This window comes from Halanaerobium hydrogeniformans (assembly GCF_000166415.1).
In the GTDB taxonomy this organism is placed as follows: domain Bacteria; phylum Bacillota; class Halanaerobiia; order Halanaerobiales; family Halanaerobiaceae; genus Halanaerobium; species Halanaerobium hydrogeniformans.
The window spans coordinates 337,497-362,731 of record NC_014654.1; the positions used below are offsets into that span (position 1 = coordinate 337,497).

Consider the following 25,235-nt stretch of genomic DNA (forward strand, 5'->3'; position numbering starts at 1 on the left):
TATCGAATAATAATTATTTAGTGAGGGAGGTGAAATTTTTATATAGTTAGATTTTCGTTAGGAAAATATACATCTAAGTCAGAAATAGATCAGGTCTTAAGCCAGTTAAAATTATTAAGTTGATTTATTTCTGGAGAGGATGGATGAGGATAAATTAGCTGAGCACCTAAAAAAAGCGGAAGAATTTTTAGCAAAAATATAAAAAAACATTAGTTTGTGACATAATGCTGTCAGACTGCTGTGTTATAATAATATTAAGCTTGATTAGATTTTAATTTAATTAACTGCTGAGGTGAAATAAGATGGCAAAATTGGTATCTTTTCTTTACAAGCTGGCCAGGAAGGCAAATGATGTGGAGACTTTGAGTAGTGGAGATCCCAAGCGGGTTGCAAAAAGAGCCAAAAATAAAGTTATTGGCAGATCATTGATCAAAAAACTAATGAAATAGGGGGCTAAGTATGGAAGAAATTTTAGATGAACTCAAAATCGGCGAAAAATTAACTATGGGTGTAAGTGCTTCAGAAGATGAAATCGGTCTTTTTTTAGCATCTGAAGATATTTCAGCAAGCTGTGCTTTTAGAAAAGAAGAATGGGATAATTTTGTAGCAGCAGTGAAAAAAGCAGACAAACAAATCAATTCTTAACGAGATGAGCCGGGATTTCCCGGCTTTTTTCAACTAAATATCTGGGCTACAGTTATTTTAAATTCTCTGTACATTTCCATTCCTTCCAGTGATTCTAAACTATTAATTAAAGCCTGATAATACCACCTTTGATCTTCTTTTCCGGCATTAAATTTCACCCAGAAAGATTCTATATCCTCTGAATCTAGATTTCTCAGCATACTTCTGCTATTGCTTAACTTATCTGCACAGGCAATGGCCTTAACTTTAAAATTGGCTTCATTCTTTAAGTAATTTACAGTGTGTTCTTTTCGCTTTTTCCAGGAGCGGTTTTCTCTACCTGCCAGTTTTTCGGAGGCAGCTATAACAAGATTTAAAATTTCTTCACCAAATTCTGCTTTGATATCTTCTTTTTTTACTGCTGTATCTTCTAAAAGATCATGGAGAAGTCCGGCAGCTATAACTTCTTCGGTAAATGCATTTTCTTTTAAGATCATTGCAACTTCAAAAGGATGAACTATATAGGGTATTTTACTCCCTTTTCTATTATCACCTTTATGATTTAAAGCTGAATATTCTAAAGCTTTTATAACTAGTTTATTTTTTAGCATTTCAATCATCCTCTCCTATATGTCTTTTCGGTTCAACCCCCTAAATATGGAAAATATGTTTGTTAAGCTCGCTCATTCTTAGTTTCTCATTTTTTGATTTAGGCGAGTACTGGTTCAGCAACTATTTTTTCTGCTTTAGCCAGTTTATAAAATTTTGCTGGAGGCATATCATTAAGACTGCCATGACGGTATCTGTTGTTATAATAATTCATATACTCACTGACTTTTTTATAGGCGTCAATAAAACTACTGAATTCATTAATTGAATAACAATCTTTTTTCTAAAACCGAATGAAATGATTCTATATGAGCATTCATATTAGGTGTTCTAACTGGAATTCTCTGATGCTCTACCCCCAGTTTTCACAGGTGTCTCCAAATAATTTAGAGACAAATTGTGGTCCATTATCTGTTCTAATTTTAGGCAAATTCATGCCTTTATACAGCTTTCTTTTATTTAAAGCAGCCTTTAATACCCTGCAGGTATCTTTAGCTTTACAGCTTAGTCCCAGGTGATAATCTATAACAGTCTTATCAAAGACATCAATTACTGACATCTGGAAAAAGAACTGATCTGTTCCATTTATGTAGCCGTATTTTAAATCCATCTGCCAGAGTTGATTTGGTTCTGTAATTTCTTCCTGTTTTGCAATCTTTTTAGGTCTAAATTTTTTGATTTTTCTTTGCGATCTTAATATATCCAGTTCTTTGCATAACCTGTATACTTTTTTCTTATTTATTTTCAAGTTATAGTCTTCTTTTAAACAGACTGTAAGTTTCCTGTAACCATAAGGGAAGCCATCTCCTGCAACCAGTTCTAAGAGCCATTCTTTAATCTGTTCATCAGATATTTTTTCACCTGATTCAGTTAGAGAATACCCCAGGGACAGGTCTTCCTTGAGGATTATTGGAATTGCTGCTATTAGTACTTTCACTCTCAGTTTTTCTATTTATATTACTGTAGTAAGTGGAAGAATTAAGCCCAACAAAGTCTAAAACAATAGAGATTTTGTACCCTTTATTTATCCACTTTGATGCAATCTGAACTTTGAGGGCTATCGGGGGTTTACTTTACCTCTCAACTCCCTTAAAATCGCTAATTCTAATTCTTTTTCTGCTACAATTTTTTTGAGCTTATCATTTTCATCGCTCATTTTACTTAATCTATTTTCTATCTCTTTCATTTGCTTTTTTCATCTTTAGGAAGAGATCTAACTGATCCTGTTTCTTTAGCTTTTTTGACCCAGCTGTAAACAGTATGCTTAGAAATATTATGTCGTCTTGCTACAAGAGCCGTGTTACCTATTTCGCGACATTCTTTTACAATTTGTTCTTTAGTTTCATCGGAATATTTTCTGTTTGCCATTGGTGTTTCCCCCTTGTAATTAGAGTATATCACTTTCAAACTTTTTCTCCAATTCTGTTAGGGGGCTATATAGTTTTTTGATATTTCCCGATTATTTGTGAAAGTTGTCTTATCATTTTGTTTAGATTGTGGTATAATTTTCATAATGTTAAACTCTATTATGATATATTATTGTTTGATTACTTTAATTATATCAGATAGCAGGATTTGATGCTATTTTAGCAAATTTAATTTGATTTTAAAATCTACAAACAGGAGGTTTTATAATGAATATCCGGCATAGTGAAATACCTCGAGTTGGTCATAAATATACAATAAGTACTAAGAACGGTTCACAGTTAGTTTTGATTTTTTATCGTTCTGGAAAAAGAGAATTTTATTTTAATAAGGCTAAAGGTGATGAACCAGAATTAGCTTTAACTATAAATGATGAGGAAGCTAGAATTTTAGGTGCTCTACTATTAGGAGTAGACTATGAGGCTGATAAAAGTAGTATTGATTCTAACATAAGTGATAATATTGTTGTTGAATGGATAGATCTTTCTCCTAACTCTAAATTTGCTAATAAGAGTATAATAGATTCAGAAATCAGAAGTGAAACTGGAGTGACTATTATTGGAATTAAAAGAGGTGATAAGGTTCATGGAAGTCCAAATATAACTGAAAAGCTTCGTCCCAATGATAAATTAATGGTCACTGGAACTGAAGAAGATATCAAAGAGTTCGAAAAAATATGTGAAGGAGAATAAGGATGTTAGTCTTAGACTATCCGATCTTGCTTGATTTAGGAATTAAAACTTTAATATTTGCTTTTGTACTTTTAGCCTGCTTAAAACTCAAGATAACAACCGTCCCTGTTTTTATTCTTGTGGGCTTAATATTAAGTCCTGTAATCATTAGAGAAGGAGCACTGTTGGGAATAGCAGAAACCGGTATAGTTTTACTTTTCTTTTTGCTGGGCTTAGAATATCCTTTATCTAAAATGATTAAAATAGCAAAAAAGATATGGTTTGGGGGAGTGCTTGATTTTGCAATAAACCTTATTATCCCAATGCTTGTAGCCTACTTTTTTTCTTTAAGCTGGCCGGCTGCATTTCTACTTGGTGGAGTAACATATGCCAGCAGTTCTTCTATAACCCTAAAAATGCTTGAAGATAAAAAACGTTTTGCTAATCCTGAATCTGATTACATGATAGCCCTTTTGATTTTCGAAGATATAGTAGCTCCAATTGCAGTAACTTTGATTACTGTCTTGTATGTTCAGGGTGATTTTACCCTTATTACAGGAGTAGGAGTATTTGCAAGAGTAATTGCTTTAATTGCATTTTCATTAATTTTAGCAAAATTTCTTTTTGCTCGTTTTGCTGATCAATTTGATCATAGGCTAAATGAACAATTTGTACTTTTATTTGGTGCTTCAATGGCTTTGATATTTTCAGGTTTGGCTTTGTTACTTGGTCTTTCAGAACTTTTAGGTGCTTTTTTAGCTGGAGTTATGCTTTCAGAACTTGAACATCCGGAAAAGTTTGATAAGGTTATTCTGCCGGTCAGAAATATAACTTTACCCTTCTTTTTTGTTTGGTTTGGAGCAGGAATAGAACTTGGTGCAGGAATTTTATCAATTCCACTTTTAGTCTTTTTGCTTGTCTGGGCGATAGTGGGTAAAATAATTGTTGGTATCATCGGAGGTAAAGCCTTTGGGTTAAGCAAAAAAGCTGCAATGAGAGGAGGCTTTTCTTTAGTACAGAGAGGCGAATTTTCTGTTGTTATTGCTGCTCTGGCTGCGGCAGAGTTGAGAAGTTTTAGTGGTATTTATATTGTTTTAACAGCTTTTATTGGAATGCTCTTTTTTGCTAAAGCATCAAGCTGGACAAATTATATAACTTAACAGAACGATTATTTCATAAAGGAGCTGTTAATTATGGTAAAAAAAGAATCTCCCTCAATAGATCAGTTGCTTAAAGAAGCAAAAGCAGATCCTGATGCTTCAGAAGTAGGAATGTTTTTAGTCCATAATGGTGTTGTGCGCAAAACCCCAAGAGCCAAAGTCCGCCAAGGAATAGATGATGGTTCAGAAGTAATGGGGATGGAATTTGATTATGATCCCCTCAAGGTAGAAGAGGCTATCGCAGAAACCTACAAAATGGATGGCATTTTTTATGTAAAGACCTGGTTAAACAAGGGGCAGCTTGAAGTTGGGGATGATATAATGTATGTTTTAATTGGAGGAGATATTAGACCTAATGTTATCGCTGGCCTGCAGTTTTTGGTGGGCAAAATCAAAAATGAATGTGTGAAGGAAATCGAGCAGAAAAAATAACTGCTTTCAAAGATGAGGAGCATCTAAAATGAGTAAACTTAAATTGAGGCATCTCATAACCACAGGTGCACAGGAAGCAGAGATGATTAAAGCGCTACTGGAGGATAACGAAATAGCGGTAATAGAAAAACATCATGAGGTTGGTGCTTACGCCAATATTTATATGGGCTTCTCTGCTTTTAATGTGGAACTCTATACTTCAGTAGAGGATTATAAAGAAGCTAAAAAATTAGTTTCTGAACTGGAATTCGTTGATGATCAGATGCTGAGGGAAGAAGCAGAAAACTCAGATCAGGATAAAGAAGTATCTTATTATCTAAAAAACGCAGCAAAAATAATAATAATTTTGTTTTTGCTGATCAGTTTTTTTTTCTTATTCATTTAATTATTATTGTTGAAGCTGATTAATGTTTTTGGCTCAATTTAATAAGGAGGTCGTGAATAATGCCTATAGCAGAACTAACAGTAGTACCTTTAGGAACAAAGGAGACCAGTTTGAGTAAATATGTTGCCGACTGTCATCAAATCTTAAAAGAACAGGATAAGGTAGAATACCAGTTGACACCGATGGGGACAGTACTTGAAGGTGATTTGGAAGACATTTTTGCCATAACCCAAAAGATGCATGAGGTACCTTTTGAAAATGGAGCCTTAAGGGTTACCACCAGTCTTAAAATTGATGACCGCAGAGATAAAAAAGGCAGCATGAAACAAAAATTAGATTCAGTAGAAAGCAAACTCAAGTGAAGTATTAAGTCTGGCTAAATTTTAAATAATTATATTAAAAGCTTCCTGAAGTACAGCGAACTTTTTAAAGCTGGCTTCAGGAAGCTTTATTTTTTAGAGCTGCTTATCCATTCCATCCATGAAAAGGCTATTTGAAAAGTTTCAAATACCTTTGAATGCTTTATTCTTAAACTAATCGCTTTGAGTAAATTTGATCCCGATTGCTATAAGCTTTTAAAAGAACAGGATTTGCACTTTTAAAAAGAAAAACGAATACCATAATTCCGGTAACTCCTTCTGCGAATAATGTAGTTAACCAAATGCCGGTCGCTCCCCAAAATATCGGAAATACAGTTAAACCAATTATAATCAATATTAGCCCTCTTAAAAGTGCTATCGTTAAGGATTTTAATGCCTGTTCCAGGGCTGTGAAATAGGCAGAGCCAAGAATTCCTATAGACATAAACAGAAATGACCAGCTTATATAACCTGCTACTTGAATAGCTAAAGCTAATGTTTCTGGATCATGTGGGATAAAGATTCCAAGCAAGTTCTCAGTCTGAAAACGAATAAGCAGAAAGAAGAACAAAGAAATTATGAAACCTGTACCCATAACTCTTTTCAATGTTCCCCTTACTCTTTCATGGCAACCTCCACCATGGTTATAACTTAAAATAGGTTGAACACCAGTTGCCATTCCCATAAGAATCTGGGATGCAAGAGCTAGAAAATACTGGATTATAACAAATGCTGCCAGCCCTGATGTGCCAGCATATTCAATAATTTGACGATTATATAATAGAGTTGTAACTCCAACAGCCAAAGCACTAAACAATTCAGAAGATCCGTTGGCAGAAATTCCTACTATTTCAGACCAACATCCCTTGGGAGATCCTATTTTCAGACCCTGATGATTTTTCAAGGTCTTACGAATAAAATATGCTAAAAAAATAGATGCCCCAAGTGATTGGGAAATTCCTGTTGCAATTGCAGCTCCACCAAGTCCCAGGTTTAATGGGAACAAAAATAAATAGTCCAATCCTATATTAAGCAAAGATGTGAAAATCATTACTCCGGTTGCAAGCTTTGGACGACCATCAGTTCTAACGGAGCGTTCCAGAATGAAAAGTAGAATAATCGGTGCAAAAAATAAATAAAAGCCTTTTAAATATTCTCCTGCATAGGCTCCCAGCTCAGCGTTAGTGCCAAGAAAATTGAGAATTCTATCAAATCCCAAGTGAATGCTAAGACTTGTAAATAATCCAATAACAATACCTAAAATGAGCACAACACTGAACACACCTCTTGCTTTAGAAATCTTTCCTTTTCCCAGAAGAACTGCAATTTTTGCATTTCCACCAACACCTACCATTGTAGCCAAACCGATGGCAAGTGCCAAAACAGGAAATAACAGGTTCACTGAGGCCATAGGTCCTGGCCCCAAACGTCTGCCAATTAAAATACCGTCCACAATTCCATAGAGACCCATCATTACCATCGCAGCCATAGAAGGTAGAAGATTTTTTGTAATTAATTTAGCTAAAGGTTCAGTCAGAAAGCTTTCTCTTACAGGATCATAATTAGTTTTTATTTCTTCGAATTTATTTTTTTTCAACTTTTTTCCTCCTTACATTTTAGTGAATGAATATTATTTTATTCATTCATATAAGTTTTTAAAAAAAGGCCTTATGGTTCAAGACCCCTGACAATGAATTTTATGAGATCTTCAAGGAGTTCTGGAAAATATTCCTCTCCAATTTCATCTTTGTGAAGATCAATAAATGCGACAGAGTTGAATAAGGCCAGAATATACTCTTTATCCCAATGCTGATCTAACTTTCCTTCAGATTGCCATTTTCCTACTATTTCTAAAAAGAAAGAATAAAATGCATCTCCCTCATTGACCTCATCTACATAAGGCTCTCCCACTTTTTTAGTGATAGTTTTAAAATCTTCTTTTTTATACCACTCAACTAATATTGGGTTGTTTTTCATTCCTTCATGCAGCTTTTTAATAAGCTCTTTAACTACAGTAGAGATATCTCCGTCAAAATTGATAGAATTTTTAATACGTTTTTTCAGTGCCTGATCTTCTTTGACAAAAACATCCATGAATACTTCTTCTTTTGAAGAGTAAAAGTTGTAAAAGCTTCCAACTGCAATCCCAACTTCAGCTGTAATTTCTGATATATTGGTTTTTTTAAATCCTTTTTCAATAAATAACTCTCTTGCTGCATTAAAAATTTCCTGTTTCGTTGTTTGCATAAGAATAACACCTCCAGAAGAATATGAATGAATATTTATTTATTCATTCATATAATATCATAAGAAATTTCTTCTGTCAATAAGGTATGAAGAAATATTTTATTAGAAATTATTTCTTAGAGCTGCTATTAAAAGAAGTAGAGAACCTAATATTAAAAAGATCCAGCCGTATTCATAAACAAGCAGGTCCACATTTTCACCAGCATTTTCTCTGAGCTGGACAAAAGTATAGGTGTTGAAAGCTAAAGCACTTAAAGCGGTGATCACTAGATGTTTGTAATATTTTTTTATAGTTAAAAATAGGGAAATAAGAGCCAGCATAAAAATAAAGAAAGCTCCACCTAAAGCATCTCTGAAATATGTAATTTGTCCGATCATCGGAGCAGTAACTAAAGGAGTAAAAATACCAATAATCAATGTAACTATACCCAGTAAAGAAATATATAATTTCTTCAAATTATCATCCTTTCTTTCACTATAAAAACAGTATATTATATTTAACTGTAACTTGCAATTGAGAGCAAATTTAACTCTTATTATATATCTCAAGTAAAAGCTCCAGATATAATTTTCAGAAAAATTACTCAATAACTCTTGACAGCCTTAAATAAATATAATATAATGTGACTACAAAGTCATATGACCTAATAGTCATAAAATATAAATAGAGGTGATAGAGGTGCCAAAACAAACTTTTTTTAATCTGCCTTCAAAAAAGAGGGAGAGAATTTTGCAGGCCGGAATGGAAGAGTTTTCTGCTTATCCATATTTAAAAAGCAGCACAAATAGAATTATTGAAAATGCAGATATATCCAAGGGAAGTTTTTATCAATATTTTGATAACAAAAAAGATCTTTATAAATATATTATCAAAAAAGCTACTGATGAAAAAATAGAATTTTTAAATGAGCAGCTGGTAGATTTTGAAAAGCAGAGTTTTTTTGATTATTTAAGAGAATTATTTATTGGTGGAATTAAATTTAAAAAACAGTACCCCTTACTTTCTAAAATCGGAGATAGATTATTAACAGGTGATAATGAGAGTTTAAAAAAAGAAGTTTATGATGAAAGCAGACCTAAGAGCAATCAGTTCTTTTTAAATATACTTAAAAAGGCTGCTGTAAGGGGAGAATTAGACCCGGAAATTGATATCGAAATGACCGCATATATGCTGACAGATTTTTCAATAAGTATAATTGACTATTATTTTAAACAGTATGAACCAGAAAATAATGACAGGGTAGTAGAAGAACTAGAACAAATTCTTGAATATGTAGATAAAATGATCTATATTATGAAAAATGGAATAGCAAAAAAGTGTTAAGGGGTGTTTAAAAATGGCTCTGGTTAAATTAATCGAATTAGAAAAAATATATCAGCAGGGTAAAATTGCCGTCCCGGCTTTAAGGGGAATAGATATGGAAATAGAGTCTGGAGAGTTTACAACTATTTTTGGTCCTTCTGGTTCAGGAAAAACAACCCTGCTTAATATGATCGGCTGTCTGGATAAGTCTACTTCGGGAGAGATTATCTTTGCCGGTAATTCCATTAATCAGCTAAATAGAAACGAGTTAGCTGATATAAGACGCTATAATCTAGGGTTTATCTTTCAAAGCTATAACCTTATTCCGGTTTTAACTGCTTTTGAAAATGTAGAATTTGCGATACGATTGATCGATAAACATACGAAAAAAGAGCGCCGCGAAAAAGTAATGCATATTTTAGATGAGGTTGGCCTGGCAGATATGGCTTATAGAAAGCCAAATGAATTATCAGGTGGACAAAAACAGAGGGTAGCGATCGCCAGAGCTTTAATCAAAGAACCAAAATTGGTTCTAGCAGATGAGCCAACTGCCAACCTGGATTCTGAAACCAGTGAAGAGGTGCTTGAGATAATGAAAAAAATGAATAAAGAATTAAATACTACCTTTATTTTTCTACTCATGATCCTCAGGTTATGGAATATGCCAAAAGATTGGTAGAAATAAAAGATGGTAAGATCACTAAAGATCAGATGACAGCAGGTGAACATGAAGAAGGGAGCAGATAAATGTTTTTGATTAAGCTGGCCTTAAAGAATCTTAAGCGCAGAAAAAAAAGAACTTTTATTATGGCAGTCATTTTAGCAACTGCAGTTATATCTTTTCTGCTTTTAGACTCCCTTATGATAGGAATGATGGATTTATCATTTGGAAATGTCATTGACTTTGAAACACCCCATATTGAGATAGCTCAGAAAGAGTTTTTTGCAGAAATAGATGAGGATGAAGAACCACCTTTAGAACAGGCTTTTATTCCTGAACGATCAATGCTTGATGAATTAAGAGAGGTTGAAGGCTTTAGAGCATTAACTTCTGTGATAGACTTTTCAGCAACATTTATTTCAGGCAGATATGATTTTCCAGTCCTGGTTAGGGTAATAGATGAAGAAAGTTTTAAAGATGTATTTCGTCATCATGAACATTTAGAAAAAGGAGAATTTATATCTACTGGGGATTCAGGAGTTGTGATAGGTAAAGATTTAGCAGAGTTTTTTAACTTAGATATTGGAGATTATTATACCCTTAGATTTAGAGATAAAGATAATTACTTTAGTACAATAGAGGGTGAGATAAGAGGTATAATTTCAACTCCTCATCCAGAAGTTAATCAAAGAACAGTTCTGATCGCCAGGGATCAGGCAGTAGAAAGACTGGCAGTTGAAGAAAATAGTGTGACCCAGTTGATGCTGAGAATGGATAATCGTGATCTGGCTTTAGATAAAACTGATCTATTAGCAGCCAGTTTTGCTGATACAGACTTTGAAGTTCGTTCCTATAGAGATGCTTCTGAGATGCTTGTAGCGATTGAGGCCTGGGGCTATTTAGAAACATATTTTATTTTAGCACTCATTTTATTGGTAGGAGCCATCGGTATAATAAATGCCATTGTATTATCTGCCTTAGAAAGGGTAGGGGAAATCGGAATGATGAAAGCGATGGGATTAAAAGAAAAAGAGATTGTAAAAATATTTATTATTGAAGCAGGTGGAATCGGAGTAATAGGTGCACTGTTAGGCTGTCTTGTTGGCGGGATATTAAATGCTATTTTTGTTCAATATGGTATCGCTCTAGAAGGTTTATGGGATGCTGAAGCCCTTGGTTTACCTTTAACTGGAAGACTTTATGGAAGCTGGAGTTTATCTTCTTTTATTTTTATATTTATCTTTGTAATTATAATAACCGTGATTGCCAGTATTATACCTTCATATTGGGCAGCACGCAAAGATCCAGCAGATGCCATTCATCATAAATAACATAAGTTCTGGAGGTGAGAATAATCTATTTATTAAAAGTTGCCTGGCGTAATCTAAGCCGTAATAAGGTGAGAACCTTTGTTTCAGTTCTGGCAATTACTGCAGTTGTGATGATCGTAATCTTTGCCAGAGGCTTGATGCTGGGGTTTACCGAATCAAATTTTCAAACATATATAGATAATAGTTTTGGCCATGTTAGGATAACAGAAGAGGAGTATCAAATTAGAGAAGCTTTATTACCTCTTGAATATACTGTAGATGGTTTTGCTGGAGCGGGAAAAAGTGAGATGATCTCTGAAATCAAGACCCTTGATCGGGTAGAACATGTTCTGCCAAGGATTCGTTTTGGAGCTATGGCCAGTATTGATGATAGATTAATCAGGATGTCTGGAGTGGGAATTGATACTGCTGCGGAAAATGAATATGGGGCCTTAAAAGCAGATCTTAAAGAAGGAAGAATGCCTGAATCAGATAATGAAATATATGTAGGTAGTGGATTAATGGAAAAATTAAATGCTGATTTAGGTGATAGGGTAACTTTTTCCTTTGCTGATGCCTATCAATCATTAAGGGGGCGCAGCTTTAAGATTGTAGGTGTAAGAGAATCGGGAGTCGTACAGTTAGATGACAATTTCTTTTATCTACCCTTAAGCACAGCTCAGGATATGTTGTGGATGGAAAATGAAGCAACTGAATTACTGGTCTTTGCTGCTGATGCTCAAGAGGCAGAACGGCTGCAAACTGATATAAATACACTTCTAAGCGAAAAAAATGCTGAAAACTATACATCGGTCATCTGGAATAAGGCTGATCCATTAATAGAAATATATAATGAAGTAGGTAATTTGATGAATCTAGTTTATGTGTTATTTATATTGCTTGGTACAATAGTAGTGACCAGCAGTTTAAATATGATTATTAGAGAAAGAACTTCTGAAATTGGGATGATGGCTGCCCTTGGTTTAAAAGAAAAAGAAATAATGAAAATATTTGTTTATGAAGGTTCTTTTATGGGAGTAATCGGCAGTTTGATGGGTGTGATTGGTGGTGGAATAATAACATTTTATTATTCTATTGAAGGTATATATGTAGATGTATTTGCAGATGCTATGAAAGAATTAGATGTCCTTGTAGAACCTGTTTTTTATCTTATTTTTAATTTTGAGAATTTGCTTATAAGTTTTGTGCTTGGAGTAGTTGTGGTTACTTTAGCCTGTCTGTTCCCTGCCTATAAAGCTGCAAAAATGGACCCTGTAGATGCATTACATTATATTGATGAATAATTAAGGAGGGTTTCAATGTGATTAAAAAATTAAATTTATATCTTTTTATTTCTCTAATTCTATTTTTGCCATTGCTCTTTAGTTTTTCTTTTAATGTAGCAGCTGAAGAGCTAAGCGCTGAGCAAATAATGCAGAGAGTTGATGAAAATGAATATATAGAATCAGGTAGAATGGAAGCCGAAATGATAATTGAAGACCGTGGTAGAGAGATCGTCAAAGAGATGTTTTCCTTTATTGAAGGTCATAATAATTTAACCGAATTTACTAATCCCAGGGATAGGGGTACTAGATACCTGAAATTAGATGATGACCTCTGGATGTATTTTCCGGATGCTGAAGATTTGGTCAGGATTTCTGGTCATATGATGAGAGAAGGTATGATGGGCAGTGATTTTTCCTATGAGGATGCACTTGAATCACAGAGGCTGAGCGAACTATATAATTTTGAATTAGAAGGTATAGAAGAGATCAATTCCAGAGAAGCATATATTATTTCCGGTCTTGCTCGTGAAGATAAAGATGTCTCTTATTATGAGAGGAAGATCTGGGTTGACAAAGAACGTTTTGTAATCCTGCGTGATGAATATTACAGCACTGGTGGAAGGATGATTAAAGAATTAGATGTAAAAGAGTTAAAAGAATTTGAATCCGGACGCTGGTTCCCGGTCATAGCTGTTATGAATGATAAGTTAAAAGAAGAAAGTCAGACTACTTTAAAAGTATTAGAATTAGAATTTGATTATGATATTCCAGAAGGTAAAATTTCTCTAGAAGAACTACAGTGAGAGGTGTTGAAATGTTTTTTAAATTAAAAAACAATTATAAATTGCTTTTGACACTCTTTTTAATAATAACTTTTCTCTTCTTTGCAGATAAAACAGCAGCAGTTGAGCTGGGAGGTAAATTAGAACTTGAAAGCTCTTTGTTTTATGATGATTCTGTAGAACTTTCTCTCAGCGGCAGGAGTGAAGTAGAATTTTTCTTTGCTGATTATTCTAATTTTGAACCCCGCTTTGTTCTGCAGTCTTCACTTGATGATGATGGGCAGGCTGAACTTGAGATAAAATATTTATATCTTCGTCATCGAAAGGATAATAAGAATTTAACCATCGGTCGTCAGCCGGTTTCCTGGTCATATGGAGCTATAATTAATCTCCTGGATTATGGCCTTGGAATAGATGATCTGGCCAGCGATACTATCGAGCCAGGTATTGATGGCTTTCGCTATCATCATTCTTTAGGTCAGGGTAGGAGTTTACAGCTGGTTACTTCTTTTTCTGAACTTAATGTTGATGATTGGGAAGAACTTGGTTATGGTGCCAGATTGCGACTGCCTGGATCTGGCTATGATTTAAGCTTTCAGGCCAGTTATCAACCGATTTCAGACATAGAAAATGAAAATGATGAAAATAACGATAATTTGTTGAGAGCAGGGATGAGCTATAATAGAGACATAAGAGATCTGGGAACTTACGGCTCACTGGGTTATTTTTCTTCTTCTGATACAGATGATATTATGCTCCAATTTGGGATTGATTACAGCTGGATGATCGGTGATCTTAGAAGAAGACAGGTCTTTTTGCAGGCTGAATATTATAGGTTTTTAAGAGATAATTTGAGTGCAGCTTATCTAGCAGGGCTGGATATTGGTGGTGCAGAGGAATTAGGTGGAGATAGCAGTACAGCAGAAGGTCTTGCAGCCGCACTATTTGATAATAGAGATTTTTTGCTGATTGATCTCTCAGTTCAACTAGATCATTTTTCTAAGCTTGGTGTTATATTTATGGGAGAAAGCCAGGACAATAGAAAGCTTCTCGGTTCTTATTATACAAGTGAACTAGGGGGAGGCTTTGAAATAAGATTTGACGGAAATCTAGCTAAAAATGAAGAAGATGATTACCTCTATGGAATTTCTTCAACCCTCAGTTATTATTTTTAATATTGGAACAAAAAAGACATTGTCCTTTTGCTCTCCATTCAACTGAAGAGCTTCCGGGCAATGTCTTTAAATAAATTCAAATCTTTAATCATTATTTTTAAATTAGATGTTTACCTTTTTCAATTACAGCTTCACCATCTAAATAAAGGTTCGGTTCTAAGATAACTCCATCGATGTGGATAGCTGCTTCTACATTTCCACCCATTGAAGCATTATCACCAAAAGCTATGTGAACAGTGCCAAATACCTTTTCTGCTTCAAGCAGGCTGCTTGAAAGCTGGGCTTCCTCATTCGTTCCAATTCCCAGTTCAGCAATATTGTAGACATTTTCGTCATCGGCAGAACTTAAAAGCTCTCTTATTTCAGCTGCTGCTTTTCCACCTTCTATTTTTTTTACAAGACCATCCTTGATGGTAACTACAATATCTTCATCCATATCATTAATACCTGCTATAGCACCATCTATGACAAGTGTGCCATTTGCACTACCTTCAACAGGAGCTGTAAAAGCTTCACCTGCCGGGAGATTGCCGTACTCTCCTTTGTTAACTATAATACCAGTATCTGCTGTAGCTTTGCGGCCTGCAATAGAAAAGCTGAGTTCTGTTCCCTTTGCAGTAGTGATTTTTACTTCTTTGCTTTGATCTAATTTAGCAGCAAATTTTTTGCTTAAATTACTGATTTTATCATAATCTGCTCCAAGGGTTCTGATCATCATATCTTCTGTTATACCTGGCATAGTAGCTATTCGGGCGCCATTTTTACAGGCTTCTATTCTGGCCTGGGTATGGGATAAAGATTTAGTTGTTGGAGCTAGAACAACATCTGCATTTTTCATGGCTGCAGCCACAAATTTTGGTGGTTCTTCCCCATGGGTTGTTCTTTCGATCATTTTGATTAGAGCTGCTTCTGCATTAACTTCCAGGCAGGCCTCTAAAAGGCTTTCTCCCACGGCTACAGATTTTGGATCAACAATAACTAAAACATCTTCTCCTTTTTTAATCTGCAGACAATCGTTAACAACCGTTTTACTTGCTTCTTCCACTGACATAGAATCTCTCCCTCATTGATTATTTATCTGAAACTGCCAAGAAAACTCCATCCAAGCTATGCATTGGGTGGAGATGAATTGGCTATTTATTCTGATTTTCAATATACTTTTTAATTGTCTCAATAGCAGCATCACCAGAAGATACAATAATGATATTGTAGACTATAAACAGAATGATAATTGTTATTTAAGTCTCTATCCATAAAAATCAAACCTCCATTTTTCTTTTACAAGCAAACATATGTATGATATAATTATAGTAGGATGGAGGTGAAAAGTCAATGCGATTATCATTTAAATTCAAGCCTAAATTAAGCCATAAGCAATTAGTAATAATTAATGAATTAGCCTGGCATTGCTCTAAATTATATAATACAGTCAATTATCAGATTAAAAATAATAAAGATGTAAAAGCTGTCTATACTGAATTAGAAACTAGATATAAAAATAACTGGCATAATGACTACCTTCACTCCCATAACAGACAACAGGCATTAAAGCAGTTAGCTAAGGACTGGAAAAGTTTTTTTTATTCTCTCAAAGATTATAAAAAGAATCCTCAAAAATATAAGGGTCAGCCAGGGTCACCTAATTTTAAACATATGAACAGTAATCCCTGTGAAATAATTTTTACCAATTTAGCTGTTAGAATTAAAGATAACAAATTACTCTTATCCTTATCTAAAAAGATACAATCTAAATATAATGTGAAGGCTCTTAATTTTGAGCTGCCTGAAGCAGTTCAAAGCATTATAGATTTAGATGCTGTCCAGCAGATAAAGATTAAGCAGGACCGTATTTCTAAAAGATGGTATCTCTTAATTATCTACAAAGTTAAAGAGGCAAAAGAAAGTAAGAAATCTAACATAATGGCAGTTGATCTAGGTCTTGATAATTTGGCTACTTTAACATTTAAAAACAATTCTGATTGTTATATTATCAATGGTAAAACTATTAAATCCAAAAATTCTTATTTTAATAAAGAAATTGCCAGACTACAAAGCATTAGAATGAGGCAGTTAGCTACCAGTAAAATTAGAGATACTAAACGAATAAAATATCTGAGATTAAAGAGAAAAAATTATATTAGAGATTATCTCCATAAAGCTAGTTGCAAAATAGTTGATTTAGCAATTGAAAATCAAGTAGAAACTATTGTAATCGGAGATATAAAAAATATTAAACAATGCAGCAAACTTAAATCTTTTGTCCAAATACCGATTCAGAGATTAAAAAAATTAATTGAATACAAAGCTAAACTAAAAGGTATCAAAGTTGTTGAAATTGATGAAAGCTATACTTCTGGGTGTACTAAAGCTTTTAATTTTAATTACGCAAGGTAAGCTTTAGTATGACCGTATTCGATTTGGCCGCTATTCAGTAGATCTGGAAAAAATAAATAAAAGTAACTATGATAAATCCAGAAGAATTACTAGAGGTCTCTTTAAAACTAACGCGGGCCTATTAATTAATGCTGATCAGAATGGTAGTTTTAATATACTTCGTAAATATCATAACGATAAATGTATTCTCAGACCTATCAAAGAGGCGAGAGATAATGGATTTGTGGACAATCCTTCAAGATTAAGGGTATCCTAAACTATTAGGAGCAAAACTTAAAAGCCAAACATCTTGTAAACTGACCTAGTAATATAGGTTGAACTTTAATCTATATGAAGCAGTTAGAAGCTCCCTCTAAATCTTGGTTTTGATTTAGGTGGAGAGGTTCACATTTCTTTATTTAATTCAACAACAAGTTTGTTGATAATACTATCTAAATTTTCTGCACAATCTTCTTGACAATCTTCTGCTAGACATTCCCTTTTTATCTCATCAAGTTCTGAAATAATCTCGTCTAAATCTGTTTCATTCTTTTCTTTTATTACATCTGCCTTTTCTAGAGTTTGATATAATTTGATCGTTGAGTCGATAAGGCGAAAAGGTCCATAACTTTTTGGCTCATCGATCAATCCTCTAGCACTGGTAGTCATATGAGAAATTAACTTTAAAACTTCTTTTTGACTTAGTTCACTCATTATCTTCTTCACCCCAATGATTAAAATAAGATATTTTTTCAAGTTTATCCCTTTTTGGTGGAGGTGGTTCAACAAAAGAATGCCCCACCGAGATCAATAACTCGGGTTCAATTTTATCAGGCAGTTTTAATAATTCGATTAAAGCACCTCTATTAAATGATTTTACCGGACAACTGGCAAGGTCTTTTTCTGCAGCTAAAAGCATGATGTTCTGGGCAGCCATAGAAATATCCATTCTGCTTAAAATATCTCTACCAAATTTACCTCCCTTTTGATAGGCCAAGTTTTTATCATAACAGAGAATTATTAAAGCAGGTGGATTTCCAGACAGGCCTGGACTAAAAGCATCAATCTTTTCTAGTAAAATATCATCATCAACAACGATAAACCTCCATGATTGAATATTACCTCCAGAAGGAGCCCATATAGCAGCTTCTATTAGTTCGCTTAGGTCATCTCTTGGTATTTTATCATTACGGAAATTTCTTATACTTCTGCGTTTTTTTATTAGATTTAAAAGCTCTCCCACTATATCACCTCTTTTGAATTTTACTAATTTAATTCTACAGCAGATAATAAGTTTTGTCCAATGAAATTTAAATATTAATTATTTTCTAATATCTTTTCTTAATACCTAAATTTCTGATATAATAATTTAGGAGGTGTTTGATTTGAACCTGACAGTTGAGGCTATTTTAAAATGCGATTTTATGGAAGGGGCCAGATTGCTTGCTGGAATATCTGCCTTAGAAAAAGAGATAAAATATGTTGATATCATTGAGGTCCCTGATGTAATTAACTGGATAAATGAAGGTGGTTTTTATCTAACCACCGGTTATTCTTTTAAAGATGACCTGCAGTCTCAAAAAGAGCTTGTTCAAACTCTGGCTGCAAAAGAAAGTGCTGCTTTATGTATCAAAAAAGGCCGTTATTTTTCGGAGATTCCCGAAATAATTATCAAAACCGCCAATGAGCTTAATTATCCAATCATCGAACTTCCCCAGGATAAATCTTATGTGGATATACTACTGCCTTTAAGTAGTATGCTTTTAGATAAAAAAACCTATTTATTAAAACACTCAGAAAAGATCCATCAGGATTTAACAGATGTTGTTTTAAGTGGGGGTGGTTTAGATCATCTGGCCCAGACCTTATATAAGCTGATCGATAAATCTGTTTTAATCCAGGATAGAGAACAAAAAAAGTTGGTTTTTGTTGGTGATAAAGAAAATCTCCTGGAAAATGAAATATATATTCCAGAAACGGAATTAAAAAAAATGCTTTTAAAAGAAAATATAAATTTGATCAAATTAGAAGGTCAATTCAGGTTGATTACTCCGGTTAAGGTTTCAGGTAATATATTAGGATATGTTTCCATATTTTCAGGTCAGAACAGGAATATAGAGAAGATAGATTATCGGGCTTTACAACATGCAGCAACAGTTATTGCACTTGAGATGCTGAAAGAAAAAGAAAAAAATGAAGTGGAAAAAAGGCTTAAAATTGACCTTTTTAATGATTTAATCCAGAAAAATTATAATTCTGAAGAAATAATAATAAATCGAGCCTTAAATTTGAACTGGGATTTAGAAAAAAATTATCTGGTAATAGTTTTTGAAATAGATGATTTTGAAAGTTACTACCGGGATCTAGAAGAAAGACAGGAATATCAGATCAAAGATATTCAGGATAAGATCAAGCGGATAATCAGAAGACGCTTACTGTATGAACACAAAGACCTGATCGTGATCAATAAGAGCTCCTCTTTTATTGTTTTTTATAATTGTGCCAAGCTTGATCAGGAAAATAGAAAAGCAAAAAGTCTTGCATTTGCTGAAAATATAGCAGCTGAAATCGAAAAAGAAATAGCCAGCATAAAACTATTCGTAGGCTTTGGAGGACATTATCAGGGTTTAGATGGTATTCGAAAAAGTTATCAGCAGGCCAGACAGGCAATCGAGATGGGTAAAAAAATTAATAAAGAGAGCAATCTTTTTCACTATGATGATCTTGGTATTTTTAAGGTCCTGGTAAAATTAGATAACAGGGAGTGTTTAAGCGAATTCAACAAAGAGATGCTTGGGCCACTGCTGAAAGACGAGAACAGTGATCTTTTAAAAACCATCGAAGCTCTATTGAGCTCTTTTAATAATAAAAGGGAAGCAGCTAGAAAGCTCAACATCCACCGTAACACCCTTGATTATCGGATTAAAAAAATTGCCAAATTGCTGGATGTAGATCTGCAAAATAGTGAGAACTGGTTAAACCTATATCTAGCTTTTAAGGTTAAACAGATGCTTTAATTGTGCATAGTGCATAGTAATTATCTGAAAAGTTTTGATAAATGCACATATAATTTGCTGCTCTGCTGTGGTAAAATTATTATTAAGAATATTTAAACATAAAATCACAAATCAAAAAAGAGTTGATTTTAAATGCTGCAAAAAACGATTGCTGTAATCAGGGTGGTAACTTTAGACAATGCAATGGAGAGGAACAAGCATGCTCTAATCTTAAAAAGGCACTATCCCCAATTTAACTTTGTAACTTTTACGATACCTGATCAAAAAGAAGGGGTGCATGATTTTAAATCACATCAAAAATCTATCCCTAAAATTATCAAACTGGTTGAGCAGATAAAAAATGAGGTTGATGCAGTATTAATTAGTTGTGCTGCAGATCCAGCTGTTGCTGAATTAGAGCAGTTTTTGGATATTCCCGTCTGTGGGACCGGTGCCAGCTCAGCTCGTTTTGCCTTAAATTTAACTGATAAGGTAGCTGTAGTAGGAATGGGCAAATTTAAAATTGACGAAATTGTTGGAATTTTAGGAGATAATTTAGTAGATTATCAGCTCCTTAAAAATGCTAAAACAACCAATCAATTAAATACTCCAAAAGGAAAAATAGAATTAATCAAAGCAGTAAAAAACATTCACAAGCAAGCATCAGCAGTTATCCTAGCCTGTACTGGTATGTCGTCGATGGAGATAACAGATCATCTGGAAAAAAGTTTTGAACTTCCTGTTATAGATCCCTTAGTTACAGGAGCCTTGTTTTTAAAAAAAGAGCTGCGGGCTGCTGAAGCTAAAGAATTTAGGGAGGAAAAGACATGATTTTAAAAGAAGTAATCGATATTTATGATCTCTTAGACAGAGCAGATGCCAGTGGTAAAGAGCTCGCAGATTATTTAAGGGATAATGGTGCTGACAAGGTAGAAGTTACCAATATAGAAGGAGAAAAAGGTACCACCGATGGATTAAAGATAACCATTGAGGGGGCAACGAAAAATGCTCCGGTTTTAGGGATCGTGGGCCGACTGGGTGGTATAGGTGCCAGACCAGAAATTAAAGGTTTTGTTTCTGATGGAGATGGAGCTTTAACAACTCTGGCAGCTGCTTTAAAACTTGCCAGAATGAAAAAACGAGGTGATCAACTCCAGGGTGATGTGGTACTGACAACCCATATTTGTCCAGATGCACCGACCAGAGAACACGAGCCAGTTCCTTTTATGGATTCACCAATCGACATGGAGGCCATGAACAAACATGAAGTCTGTGAAGAAATGGATGCAATTTTGTCTATTGATACAACAAAGGGCAACAGAGTTTTAAACAACAATGGTTTTGCGATTTCTCCGACCATCAAAGAAGGCTATATATTGAAGGTCAGTGAGGACCTTTTATCAATCATGGAAACGGTTACCGGGAAAAAAGCTTATGTATTACCTGTGACCCAGCAGGATATAACACCATATAGCAATGGATTATTTCATATAAACAGTATTTTTCAGCCTGCCGTAGCTACAGCAGCACCTGTTGTGGGAGTAGCGATTACAACCGATATGCCTGTTGCTGGCTGTGCCAGTGGGGCAAGTAATTTTTCTGATATAGAAAGTGCAGGTAGGTTTGTAATAGAAACTGCTAAATGTTTTACAGAGAAAAAATGCAGTTTTTTTGATGAAAAAGAATATAAAAAGTTGATCAAACTTTATGGTGATTTAAAGCAGTTTCAAACAGTTGGGATCAAATAAAATATTTTAAGGGAAGTGGTAATCTTCAATAACTAAATTCTTTGCAAAAAACAAAATTATTTATTGTTATTTTATCCATTAAAAAACCGAGGAGGAAGAAAATGAGTAGAAAGAGTACCTTGATGCTGACATTTGTTTTTATCTTGTCTATTTTGATTTTTTCGGCAGGCTTTGTAAGTGCTCAAAGAAATATTGTGAGCATGAGCATGAATCAGGATATTGATACGATCGATCCTTCTAAAACCACTGATTGGACAGAAGCGATGGCAATTCTTAATATGTATGATTCACTTGTAATTCCAAATCCTGATGGTACTATGGCTCCCCTTGTTGCTAGAGAATGGGATTATAGTGATGATGGAATGAACTATACATTTTACTTAAATGAAGGGATTAAATTTCACGATGGCAGGGAGTTAACTGCAGAGGATGTAGTGTTTTCTTTTGAAAGGATGCTTGATTTGGGACAGGGTTATTCCTGGCTCTGGTCTGATGTAGTGGAAGACGTTCAGGCAGCTGATCAATATACGGTAGAGGTTAAAATGCAGGAACCATATGCTCCTTTTATTTCAACATTACCCTGGCTTGCTATTTTAAACAAAGAACAGCTCATGGAAAATGAAGTAGATGGAGACTATGGTCAGGACTGGCTCTTAGAAAATGATGCTGGTTCAGGTCCTTATAGATTTAAAAGTTGGGACAGGGGAACCGAATTGGTTTTTGAAAGATTTGAAGATTATTTTAGAGGCTGGCATGAAAATCCTGTAGATGAGGTTAGAGCCCGGATTATCTATTCTGATTCAACTGTACTTTCAGAAATGAGAACCGGTAACCTGACGATAGCTGACCACTACCGAGAGGTAGAAAGTTATGGCAGGATGGAAAGCCTGGATGGGGTAAACATTGAAACCGCTCAAACTGGAGAAATCTTTTATCTTAAAATGAATACCCAAAAAGCACCTGTTGATGATATCCATGTTAGAAGGGCACTTTCCTGGGCTTTTGATTATGAAACCTTTAATGAGTTAATAAGTCCTGGAACAGAACAGGCACAGGGGCCAGTACCACAGGTTATACCAGGTCATAATCCGGATGTTTTCCAGTATGAATTTGATCTTGAGAAAGCTAGAGAAGAACTGGCAAAAAGTGATTATGAACCCGGTGAAATCTCAATTGATTTTGTTTATGTAGAAGGTATGGAAAGGCAGCGTCGACTGGGTCTGATGTTCAAGCAAGATTTAGAAGAAATAGGTATAGAACTTAACATCAGCTCTGAAACCTGGGGTAGAATAACAGATTTAGCTTCCTCAGTAGAAACAACACCTCATATAACAAATATCTATAGTGCTGCCAATTATCCAGACCCTGATAACTATTTATTTACCGCTTACCATTCTTCAGCTTCTGGAACCTGGATGTCCATGGAGTGGCTGGAGGATGAAGAAATTGATGAATTAATTTTGGAAGCCAGAAGGACAATGGATCGAGAAGAAAGAGAAGCAATATACCACGAAATACAAGATAAACTAGTAGATCAAGCACCCAGTATATATGTCTATTCATTACTGAAAAGATATGCCCTGCAGGATTATCTTGAAGGTTTTAAATTTGTACCAGTAATGTCTTTTGAATATGACTTCTATAAAATGAGCATTGCAGATTAAATCAAATTACTAATTAAATGAGAATTGAATCTGGCTTTCAATTTTTATTAATAAATGATATAATCTACTGGCCTTAGTGGTCAGTAGATTATATTTTGTTTTTTTATCTCCAATTATTTTGGGAGGCTAGGCAATGAAATATATTGAATATATATTAAAAAGATTAATCTATTCACTGGTGGTTCTTTTTGGGCTTTCTGTGATCATATTTATTATTTCCAGGGTTATACCTGGTGATCCGGCAAGAATGGCCCTGGGACCACATGCAACCCGAGAACAGGTTGAAGCTTTAAGACAGTCGATGGGGCTTAACCTTTCTTTAGTAGAACAGTATTTTATGTATATCGGTAATTTATTCAGGGGAGACTTTGGTATATCCCTGATTTCTAGAAGAAATGTTTTGGTAGATTTAAGATTATATTTCCCGGCAACACTTGAACTTATAATTTATACCATTATCTGGGTAGTAATAATCGGTGTTCCGATGGGAGTTATTTCGGCAGCAAAAAAAGACAGCAAAATTGATAACTTTTTTAAAACTCTTTCTTTTTCCGCCGTGGTAGCCCCTGCTTTTATTATCGGTCTGGCTTTTCAATTAATATTTGGTTATGCTTTAAACATCATGCCGATTACAGGCCGTTTAAGTTCTGCTTTAACAGCTCCCCCCCGAATCAGTGGTATGCTTAGCTTTGATGCTTTGCTGCAGGGAGAATTTCAGGTCTTTTTTAATTCTCTGCGCCATATTCTTTTACCTTCTCTTGCCCTATCGATGCCTGGTATCGGCCAGGTTTCTAGAATCACAAGGGCCAGCATGCTTGAGGTTGGCAGTAAAGATTATATTTCTGTCATGCATTCTTATGGAGTACCAGATGGAATAATAAACTTCGTTTATATGCTAAAACCAGCCTTTATCCCCAGTTTAAACATTATCGGGATGACCTTTGCCTCATTATTGGGCAATGCCTTTTTAATAGAACAGGTTTTTTCCTGGCCGGGAGTAGCTAGATATGGTATCAATGCCCTTCTTCAGGTTGATTTTAATGCCCTGATGGGTGTTGTACTGCTTATCGGAGCAGTTTTTTTAGCTACCAACTTTATTATAGATCTGCTGATGGGTCTACTTGATCCCAGGGTCAGATTATCAGAGGAGGATTAAGATGTCTTTGCTAAAAAATGAGAAATTAAAAGAAAACTGGTATAGATTTTCGCAGAATAAGACCTCTGTTATCGGTCTTATTATAGTACTTACGATCATAATTCTGGCTATTTTTGCACCATATTTAACACCTTATCCAGGTCATAGAGGGGCCCAAATTGATTTTAGAAATACTTTTCAGAGTCCCAGTCGGAGCAATATTTTTGGTACCGATGATGTGGGAAGAGATGTATTTACAAGGGTAATCTTTGGCTTTCGCTTTTCCCTCCTTTTATCTGCGATAGTGCTTTTGATTGGGGTACCGATCGGGACCATTCTCGGTCTGACAGCAGGCTATTTTGGTGGCACGGTAGAAATGGTAATCTTGAGATTTACCGACATGATGCTCAGCATACCACCTCTGGTGATGGCTCTCTCTATTAGTGCTGTTTTAACTCCGAATTTAAGAAATATGATGATAGCCCTTGGAGCTATCTGGTGGACCTGGTATACTAGACTTGTCAGGTCGATTGTTGTTTCGATTAGAAATGAAAATTTTATTAAATCTTTGAAGTTGATGGGGGTTGGCCACCTTCATATTATGTTTAAAGAAATATTACCTAACTGCATCTCTGAAATTCTGGTCAAGGTAACCCTTGATATAGCTTTTATCATCCAGCTTGGGGCAGGACTCAGCTTTTTAGGGCTGGGAGCTCAACCACCGAGACCAGCGTTGGGAACTATGATTGCTCAGGGGACTTATCACCTGCCAACAGACTGGTGGATGACCGTTTTTCCGGCTTTAGCCATCCTTTTATTGGTTTTTGGTTTCAACTGGCTGGGAGATGGGTTAAAGGATATGCTTGATGTAGAATTGTAAAGCAAAGGAT

25 protein-coding genes and 3 pseudogenes are annotated in these 25,235 nt (G+C 34.8%); 20 read left to right on the top strand and 8 right to left on the bottom strand.

Annotation, left to right across the window (positions count from 1 at the left end; genetic code table 11):
• The first annotated feature begins 302 nt into the window (after positions 1-302).
• Both HALSA_RS12765 and HALSA_RS01420 read left to right on the top strand, forming a co-directional pair.
• Positions 303-449 carry a hypothetical protein gene (locus HALSA_RS12765; RefSeq protein WP_013404861.1) on the top strand — a complete coding sequence of 49 codons (147 nt, stop codon included), beginning with the start codon at positions 303-305 and terminating at the stop codon, positions 447-449.
• A gap of 10 nt (positions 450-459) precedes the next feature.
• Positions 460-645 carry a hypothetical protein gene (locus tag HALSA_RS01420; protein ID WP_013404862.1) on the top strand — a complete coding sequence of 62 codons (186 nt, stop codon included), beginning with the start codon at positions 460-462 and terminating at the stop codon, positions 643-645.
• 29 nt (positions 646-674) lie between these two features.
• Here the strand turns inward: HALSA_RS01420 and HALSA_RS01425 are convergent, their stop codons facing one another.
• Entirely contained in the window at positions 675-1,235 is a 561-nt protein-coding gene (locus HALSA_RS01425) for an HD domain-containing protein (protein WP_013404863.1), read from the bottom strand.
• A 98-nt stretch (positions 1,236-1,333) separates the two neighbouring features.
• Positions 1,334-2,601 (bottom strand): annotated as a pseudogene (locus HALSA_RS01430) (IS3-like element ISHahy4 family transposase).
• 266 nt (positions 2,602-2,867) lie between these two features.
• Between HALSA_RS01430 and HALSA_RS01440 the strand changes: the two are divergent.
• From HALSA_RS01440 to HALSA_RS01460, 5 genes are read left to right on the top strand one after another with little or no spacing between them, the layout of a single operon-like run.
• Entirely contained in the window at positions 2,868-3,350 is a 483-nt protein-coding gene (locus HALSA_RS01440; RefSeq protein ID WP_013404864.1) for a cation:proton antiporter regulatory subunit, read from the top strand.
• A 2-nt stretch (positions 3,351-3,352) separates the two neighbouring features.
• Positions 3,353-4,489: a cation:proton antiporter gene (locus HALSA_RS01445; RefSeq protein ID WP_013404865.1), complete on the top strand. Its 1,137-nt coding sequence runs from the start codon at positions 3,353-3,355 to the stop codon at positions 4,487-4,489.
• A 33-nt stretch (positions 4,490-4,522) separates the two neighbouring features.
• Complete coding sequence (locus HALSA_RS01450) at positions 4,523-4,921, top strand: molybdenum cofactor biosynthesis protein MoaE (protein WP_013404866.1); 399 nt, start codon at positions 4,523-4,525, stop codon at positions 4,919-4,921.
• Positions 4,922-4,949: 28 nt separating this feature from the next.
• Entirely contained in the window at positions 4,950-5,306 is a 357-nt protein-coding gene (locus HALSA_RS01455) for a putative signal transducing protein (protein ID WP_013404867.1), read from the top strand.
• Between the two features lie 59 nt (positions 5,307-5,365).
• On the top strand, positions 5,366-5,668 hold the full coding sequence (locus HALSA_RS01460; RefSeq protein ID WP_013404868.1) for an MTH1187 family thiamine-binding protein: 303 nt from the start codon (positions 5,366-5,368) through the stop codon (positions 5,666-5,668).
• Between the two features lie 166 nt (positions 5,669-5,834).
• On the opposite strand, the gene HALSA_RS01465 is transcribed toward HALSA_RS01460, so the two are convergent.
• The 3 genes from HALSA_RS01465 to HALSA_RS01475 form a co-directional block, all read right to left on the bottom strand.
• Positions 5,835-7,262: an MATE family efflux transporter gene (locus HALSA_RS01465; RefSeq protein ID WP_013404869.1), complete on the bottom strand. Its 1,428-nt coding sequence runs from the start codon at positions 7,260-7,262 to the stop codon at positions 5,835-5,837.
• 71 nt (positions 7,263-7,333) lie between these two features.
• Entirely contained in the window at positions 7,334-7,912 is a 579-nt protein-coding gene (locus HALSA_RS01470; protein WP_013404870.1) for a TetR/AcrR family transcriptional regulator, read from the bottom strand.
• Between the two features lie 102 nt (positions 7,913-8,014).
• The gene (locus HALSA_RS01475) at positions 8,015-8,368 is read right to left on the bottom strand and encodes a hypothetical protein (protein WP_160143042.1); all 354 of its coding nucleotides are present in this window, start codon (positions 8,366-8,368) and stop codon (positions 8,015-8,017) included.
• Positions 8,369-8,642: 274 nt separating this feature from the next.
• Between HALSA_RS01475 and HALSA_RS01480 the strand changes: the two genes are divergently transcribed.
• From HALSA_RS01480 to HALSA_RS01505, 6 genes and pseudogenes are all read left to right on the top strand, one after another.
• Positions 8,643-9,236 carry a TetR/AcrR family transcriptional regulator gene (locus tag HALSA_RS01480; RefSeq protein WP_238524766.1) on the top strand — a complete coding sequence of 198 codons (594 nt, stop codon included), beginning with the start codon at positions 8,643-8,645 and terminating at the stop codon, positions 9,234-9,236.
• Positions 9,237-9,249: 13 nt separating this feature from the next.
• Positions 9,250-9,962 (top strand): annotated as a pseudogene (locus HALSA_RS01485) (ABC transporter ATP-binding protein).
• On the top strand, positions 9,963-11,207 hold the full coding sequence (locus tag HALSA_RS01490; RefSeq protein ID WP_013404874.1) for an ABC transporter permease: 1,245 nt from the start codon (positions 9,963-9,965) through the stop codon (positions 11,205-11,207).
• Positions 11,208-11,221: 14 nt separating this feature from the next.
• The gene (locus HALSA_RS01495; RefSeq protein ID WP_013404875.1) at positions 11,222-12,490 is read left to right on the top strand and encodes an ABC transporter permease; all 1,269 of its coding nucleotides are present in this window, start codon (positions 11,222-11,224) and stop codon (positions 12,488-12,490) included.
• Between the two features lie 17 nt (positions 12,491-12,507).
• A complete protein-coding gene (locus tag HALSA_RS01500; RefSeq protein ID WP_013404876.1) occupies positions 12,508-13,275 on the top strand; it encodes an outer membrane lipoprotein-sorting protein in 768 nt (255 codons plus the stop codon).
• An 11-nt stretch (positions 13,276-13,286) separates the two neighbouring features.
• Positions 13,287-14,429: a hypothetical protein gene (locus HALSA_RS01505; protein ID WP_013404877.1), complete on the top strand. Its 1,143-nt coding sequence runs from the start codon at positions 13,287-13,289 to the stop codon at positions 14,427-14,429.
• A gap of 97 nt (positions 14,430-14,526) precedes the next feature.
• Here the strand turns inward: HALSA_RS01505 and HALSA_RS01510 are convergent, their stop codons facing one another.
• Positions 14,527-15,480 carry an aminopeptidase gene (locus tag HALSA_RS01510; RefSeq protein ID WP_013404878.1) on the bottom strand — a complete coding sequence of 318 codons (954 nt, stop codon included), beginning with the start codon at positions 15,478-15,480 and terminating at the stop codon, positions 14,527-14,529.
• A 281-nt stretch (positions 15,481-15,761) separates the two neighbouring features.
• Here HALSA_RS01510 and HALSA_RS01515 point away from each other — a divergent pair.
• Positions 15,762-17,079 (top strand): annotated as a pseudogene (locus HALSA_RS01515) (RNA-guided endonuclease InsQ/TnpB family protein).
• Between the two features lie 128 nt (positions 17,080-17,207).
• Here the strand turns inward: HALSA_RS01515 and HALSA_RS01520 are convergent.
• Positions 17,208-17,516, bottom strand: coding sequence for a DUF6092 family protein (locus HALSA_RS01520; RefSeq protein ID WP_013404879.1), 309 nt, complete (start codon positions 17,514-17,516; stop codon positions 17,208-17,210).
• The gene (locus HALSA_RS01525; RefSeq protein WP_013404880.1) at positions 17,509-18,045 is read right to left on the bottom strand and encodes a nitroreductase family protein; all 537 of its coding nucleotides are present in this window, start codon (positions 18,043-18,045) and stop codon (positions 17,509-17,511) included. The genes HALSA_RS01520 and HALSA_RS01525 overlap by 8 nt, the downstream gene beginning before the upstream one ends.
• Before the next feature lie 142 nt (positions 18,046-18,187).
• Here HALSA_RS01525 and HALSA_RS01530 point away from each other — a divergent pair, with 142 nt between their 5' ends.
• The 6 genes from HALSA_RS01530 (at position 18,188) to HALSA_RS01555 (ending at position 25,225) form a co-directional block, all read left to right on the top strand.
• Entirely contained in the window at positions 18,188-19,819 is a 1,632-nt protein-coding gene (locus tag HALSA_RS01530; protein ID WP_013404881.1) for a PucR family transcriptional regulator, read from the top strand.
• A 132-nt stretch (positions 19,820-19,951) separates the two neighbouring features.
• Entirely contained in the window at positions 19,952-20,629 is a 678-nt protein-coding gene (locus tag HALSA_RS01535) for an aspartate/glutamate racemase family protein (RefSeq protein ID WP_013404882.1), read from the top strand.
• The gene (locus HALSA_RS01540) at positions 20,626-21,546 is read left to right on the top strand and encodes a DUF1177 domain-containing protein (protein WP_013404883.1); all 921 of its coding nucleotides are present in this window, start codon (positions 20,626-20,628) and stop codon (positions 21,544-21,546) included. The genes HALSA_RS01535 and HALSA_RS01540 overlap by 4 nt, the downstream gene beginning before the upstream one ends.
• A gap of 101 nt (positions 21,547-21,647) precedes the next feature.
• Positions 21,648-23,210 carry an ABC transporter substrate-binding protein gene (locus HALSA_RS01545; RefSeq protein ID WP_013404884.1) on the top strand — a complete coding sequence of 521 codons (1,563 nt, stop codon included), beginning with the start codon at positions 21,648-21,650 and terminating at the stop codon, positions 23,208-23,210.
• 133 nt (positions 23,211-23,343) lie between these two features.
• Positions 23,344-24,366, top strand: a complete 1,023-nt coding sequence (locus HALSA_RS01550) for an ABC transporter permease (RefSeq protein ID WP_013404885.1) — start codon at positions 23,344-23,346, stop codon at positions 24,364-24,366.
• Position 24,367: 1 nt separating this feature from the next.
• On the top strand, positions 24,368-25,225 hold the full coding sequence (locus HALSA_RS01555) for an ABC transporter permease (RefSeq protein WP_013404886.1): 858 nt from the start codon (positions 24,368-24,370) through the stop codon (positions 25,223-25,225).
• Positions 25,226-25,235 lie beyond the last annotated feature (10 nt).

Coding starts and splice junctions, on each gene's coding strand:
- HALSA_RS01490 (WP_013404874.1), top strand. CDS start 9,963: ATGTTTTTGATTAAGCTGGCCTTAAAGAATCTTAAGCGCAGAAAAAAA.
- HALSA_RS01420 (WP_013404862.1), top strand. CDS start 460: ATGGAAGAAATTTTAGATGAACTCAAAATCGGCGAAAAATTAACTATG.
- HALSA_RS01540 (WP_013404883.1), top strand. CDS start 20,626: ATGATTTTAAAAGAAGTAATCGATATTTATGATCTCTTAGACAGAGCA.
- HALSA_RS01505 (WP_013404877.1), top strand. CDS start 13,287: ATGTTTTTTAAATTAAAAAACAATTATAAATTGCTTTTGACACTCTTT.
- HALSA_RS01445 (WP_013404865.1), top strand. CDS start 3,353: ATGTTAGTCTTAGACTATCCGATCTTGCTTGATTTAGGAATTAAAACT.
- HALSA_RS12765 (WP_013404861.1), top strand. CDS start 303: ATGGCAAAATTGGTATCTTTTCTTTACAAGCTGGCCAGGAAGGCAAAT.
- HALSA_RS01550 (WP_013404885.1), top strand. CDS start 23,344: ATGAAATATATTGAATATATATTAAAAAGATTAATCTATTCACTGGTG.
- HALSA_RS01520 (WP_013404879.1), bottom strand. CDS start 17,516: ATGAGTGAACTAAGTCAAAAAGAAGTTTTAAAGTTAATTTCTCATATG.
- HALSA_RS01450 (WP_013404866.1), top strand. CDS start 4,523: ATGGTAAAAAAAGAATCTCCCTCAATAGATCAGTTGCTTAAAGAAGCA.
- HALSA_RS01425 (WP_013404863.1), bottom strand. CDS start 1,235: ATGCTAAAAAATAAACTAGTTATAAAAGCTTTAGAATATTCAGCTTTA.
- HALSA_RS01455 (WP_013404867.1), top strand. CDS start 4,950: ATGAGTAAACTTAAATTGAGGCATCTCATAACCACAGGTGCACAGGAA.
- HALSA_RS01460 (WP_013404868.1), top strand. CDS start 5,366: ATGCCTATAGCAGAACTAACAGTAGTACCTTTAGGAACAAAGGAGACC.
- HALSA_RS01555 (WP_013404886.1), top strand. CDS start 24,368: ATGTCTTTGCTAAAAAATGAGAAATTAAAAGAAAACTGGTATAGATTT.
- HALSA_RS01440 (WP_013404864.1), top strand. CDS start 2,868: ATGAATATCCGGCATAGTGAAATACCTCGAGTTGGTCATAAATATACA.
- HALSA_RS01545 (WP_013404884.1), top strand. CDS start 21,648: ATGAGTAGAAAGAGTACCTTGATGCTGACATTTGTTTTTATCTTGTCT.
- HALSA_RS01510 (WP_013404878.1), bottom strand. CDS start 15,480: ATGTCAGTGGAAGAAGCAAGTAAAACGGTTGTTAACGATTGTCTGCAG.
- HALSA_RS01470 (WP_013404870.1), bottom strand. CDS start 7,912: ATGCAAACAACGAAACAGGAAATTTTTAATGCAGCAAGAGAGTTATTT.
- HALSA_RS01535 (WP_013404882.1), top strand. CDS start 19,952: ATGCTGCAAAAAACGATTGCTGTAATCAGGGTGGTAACTTTAGACAAT.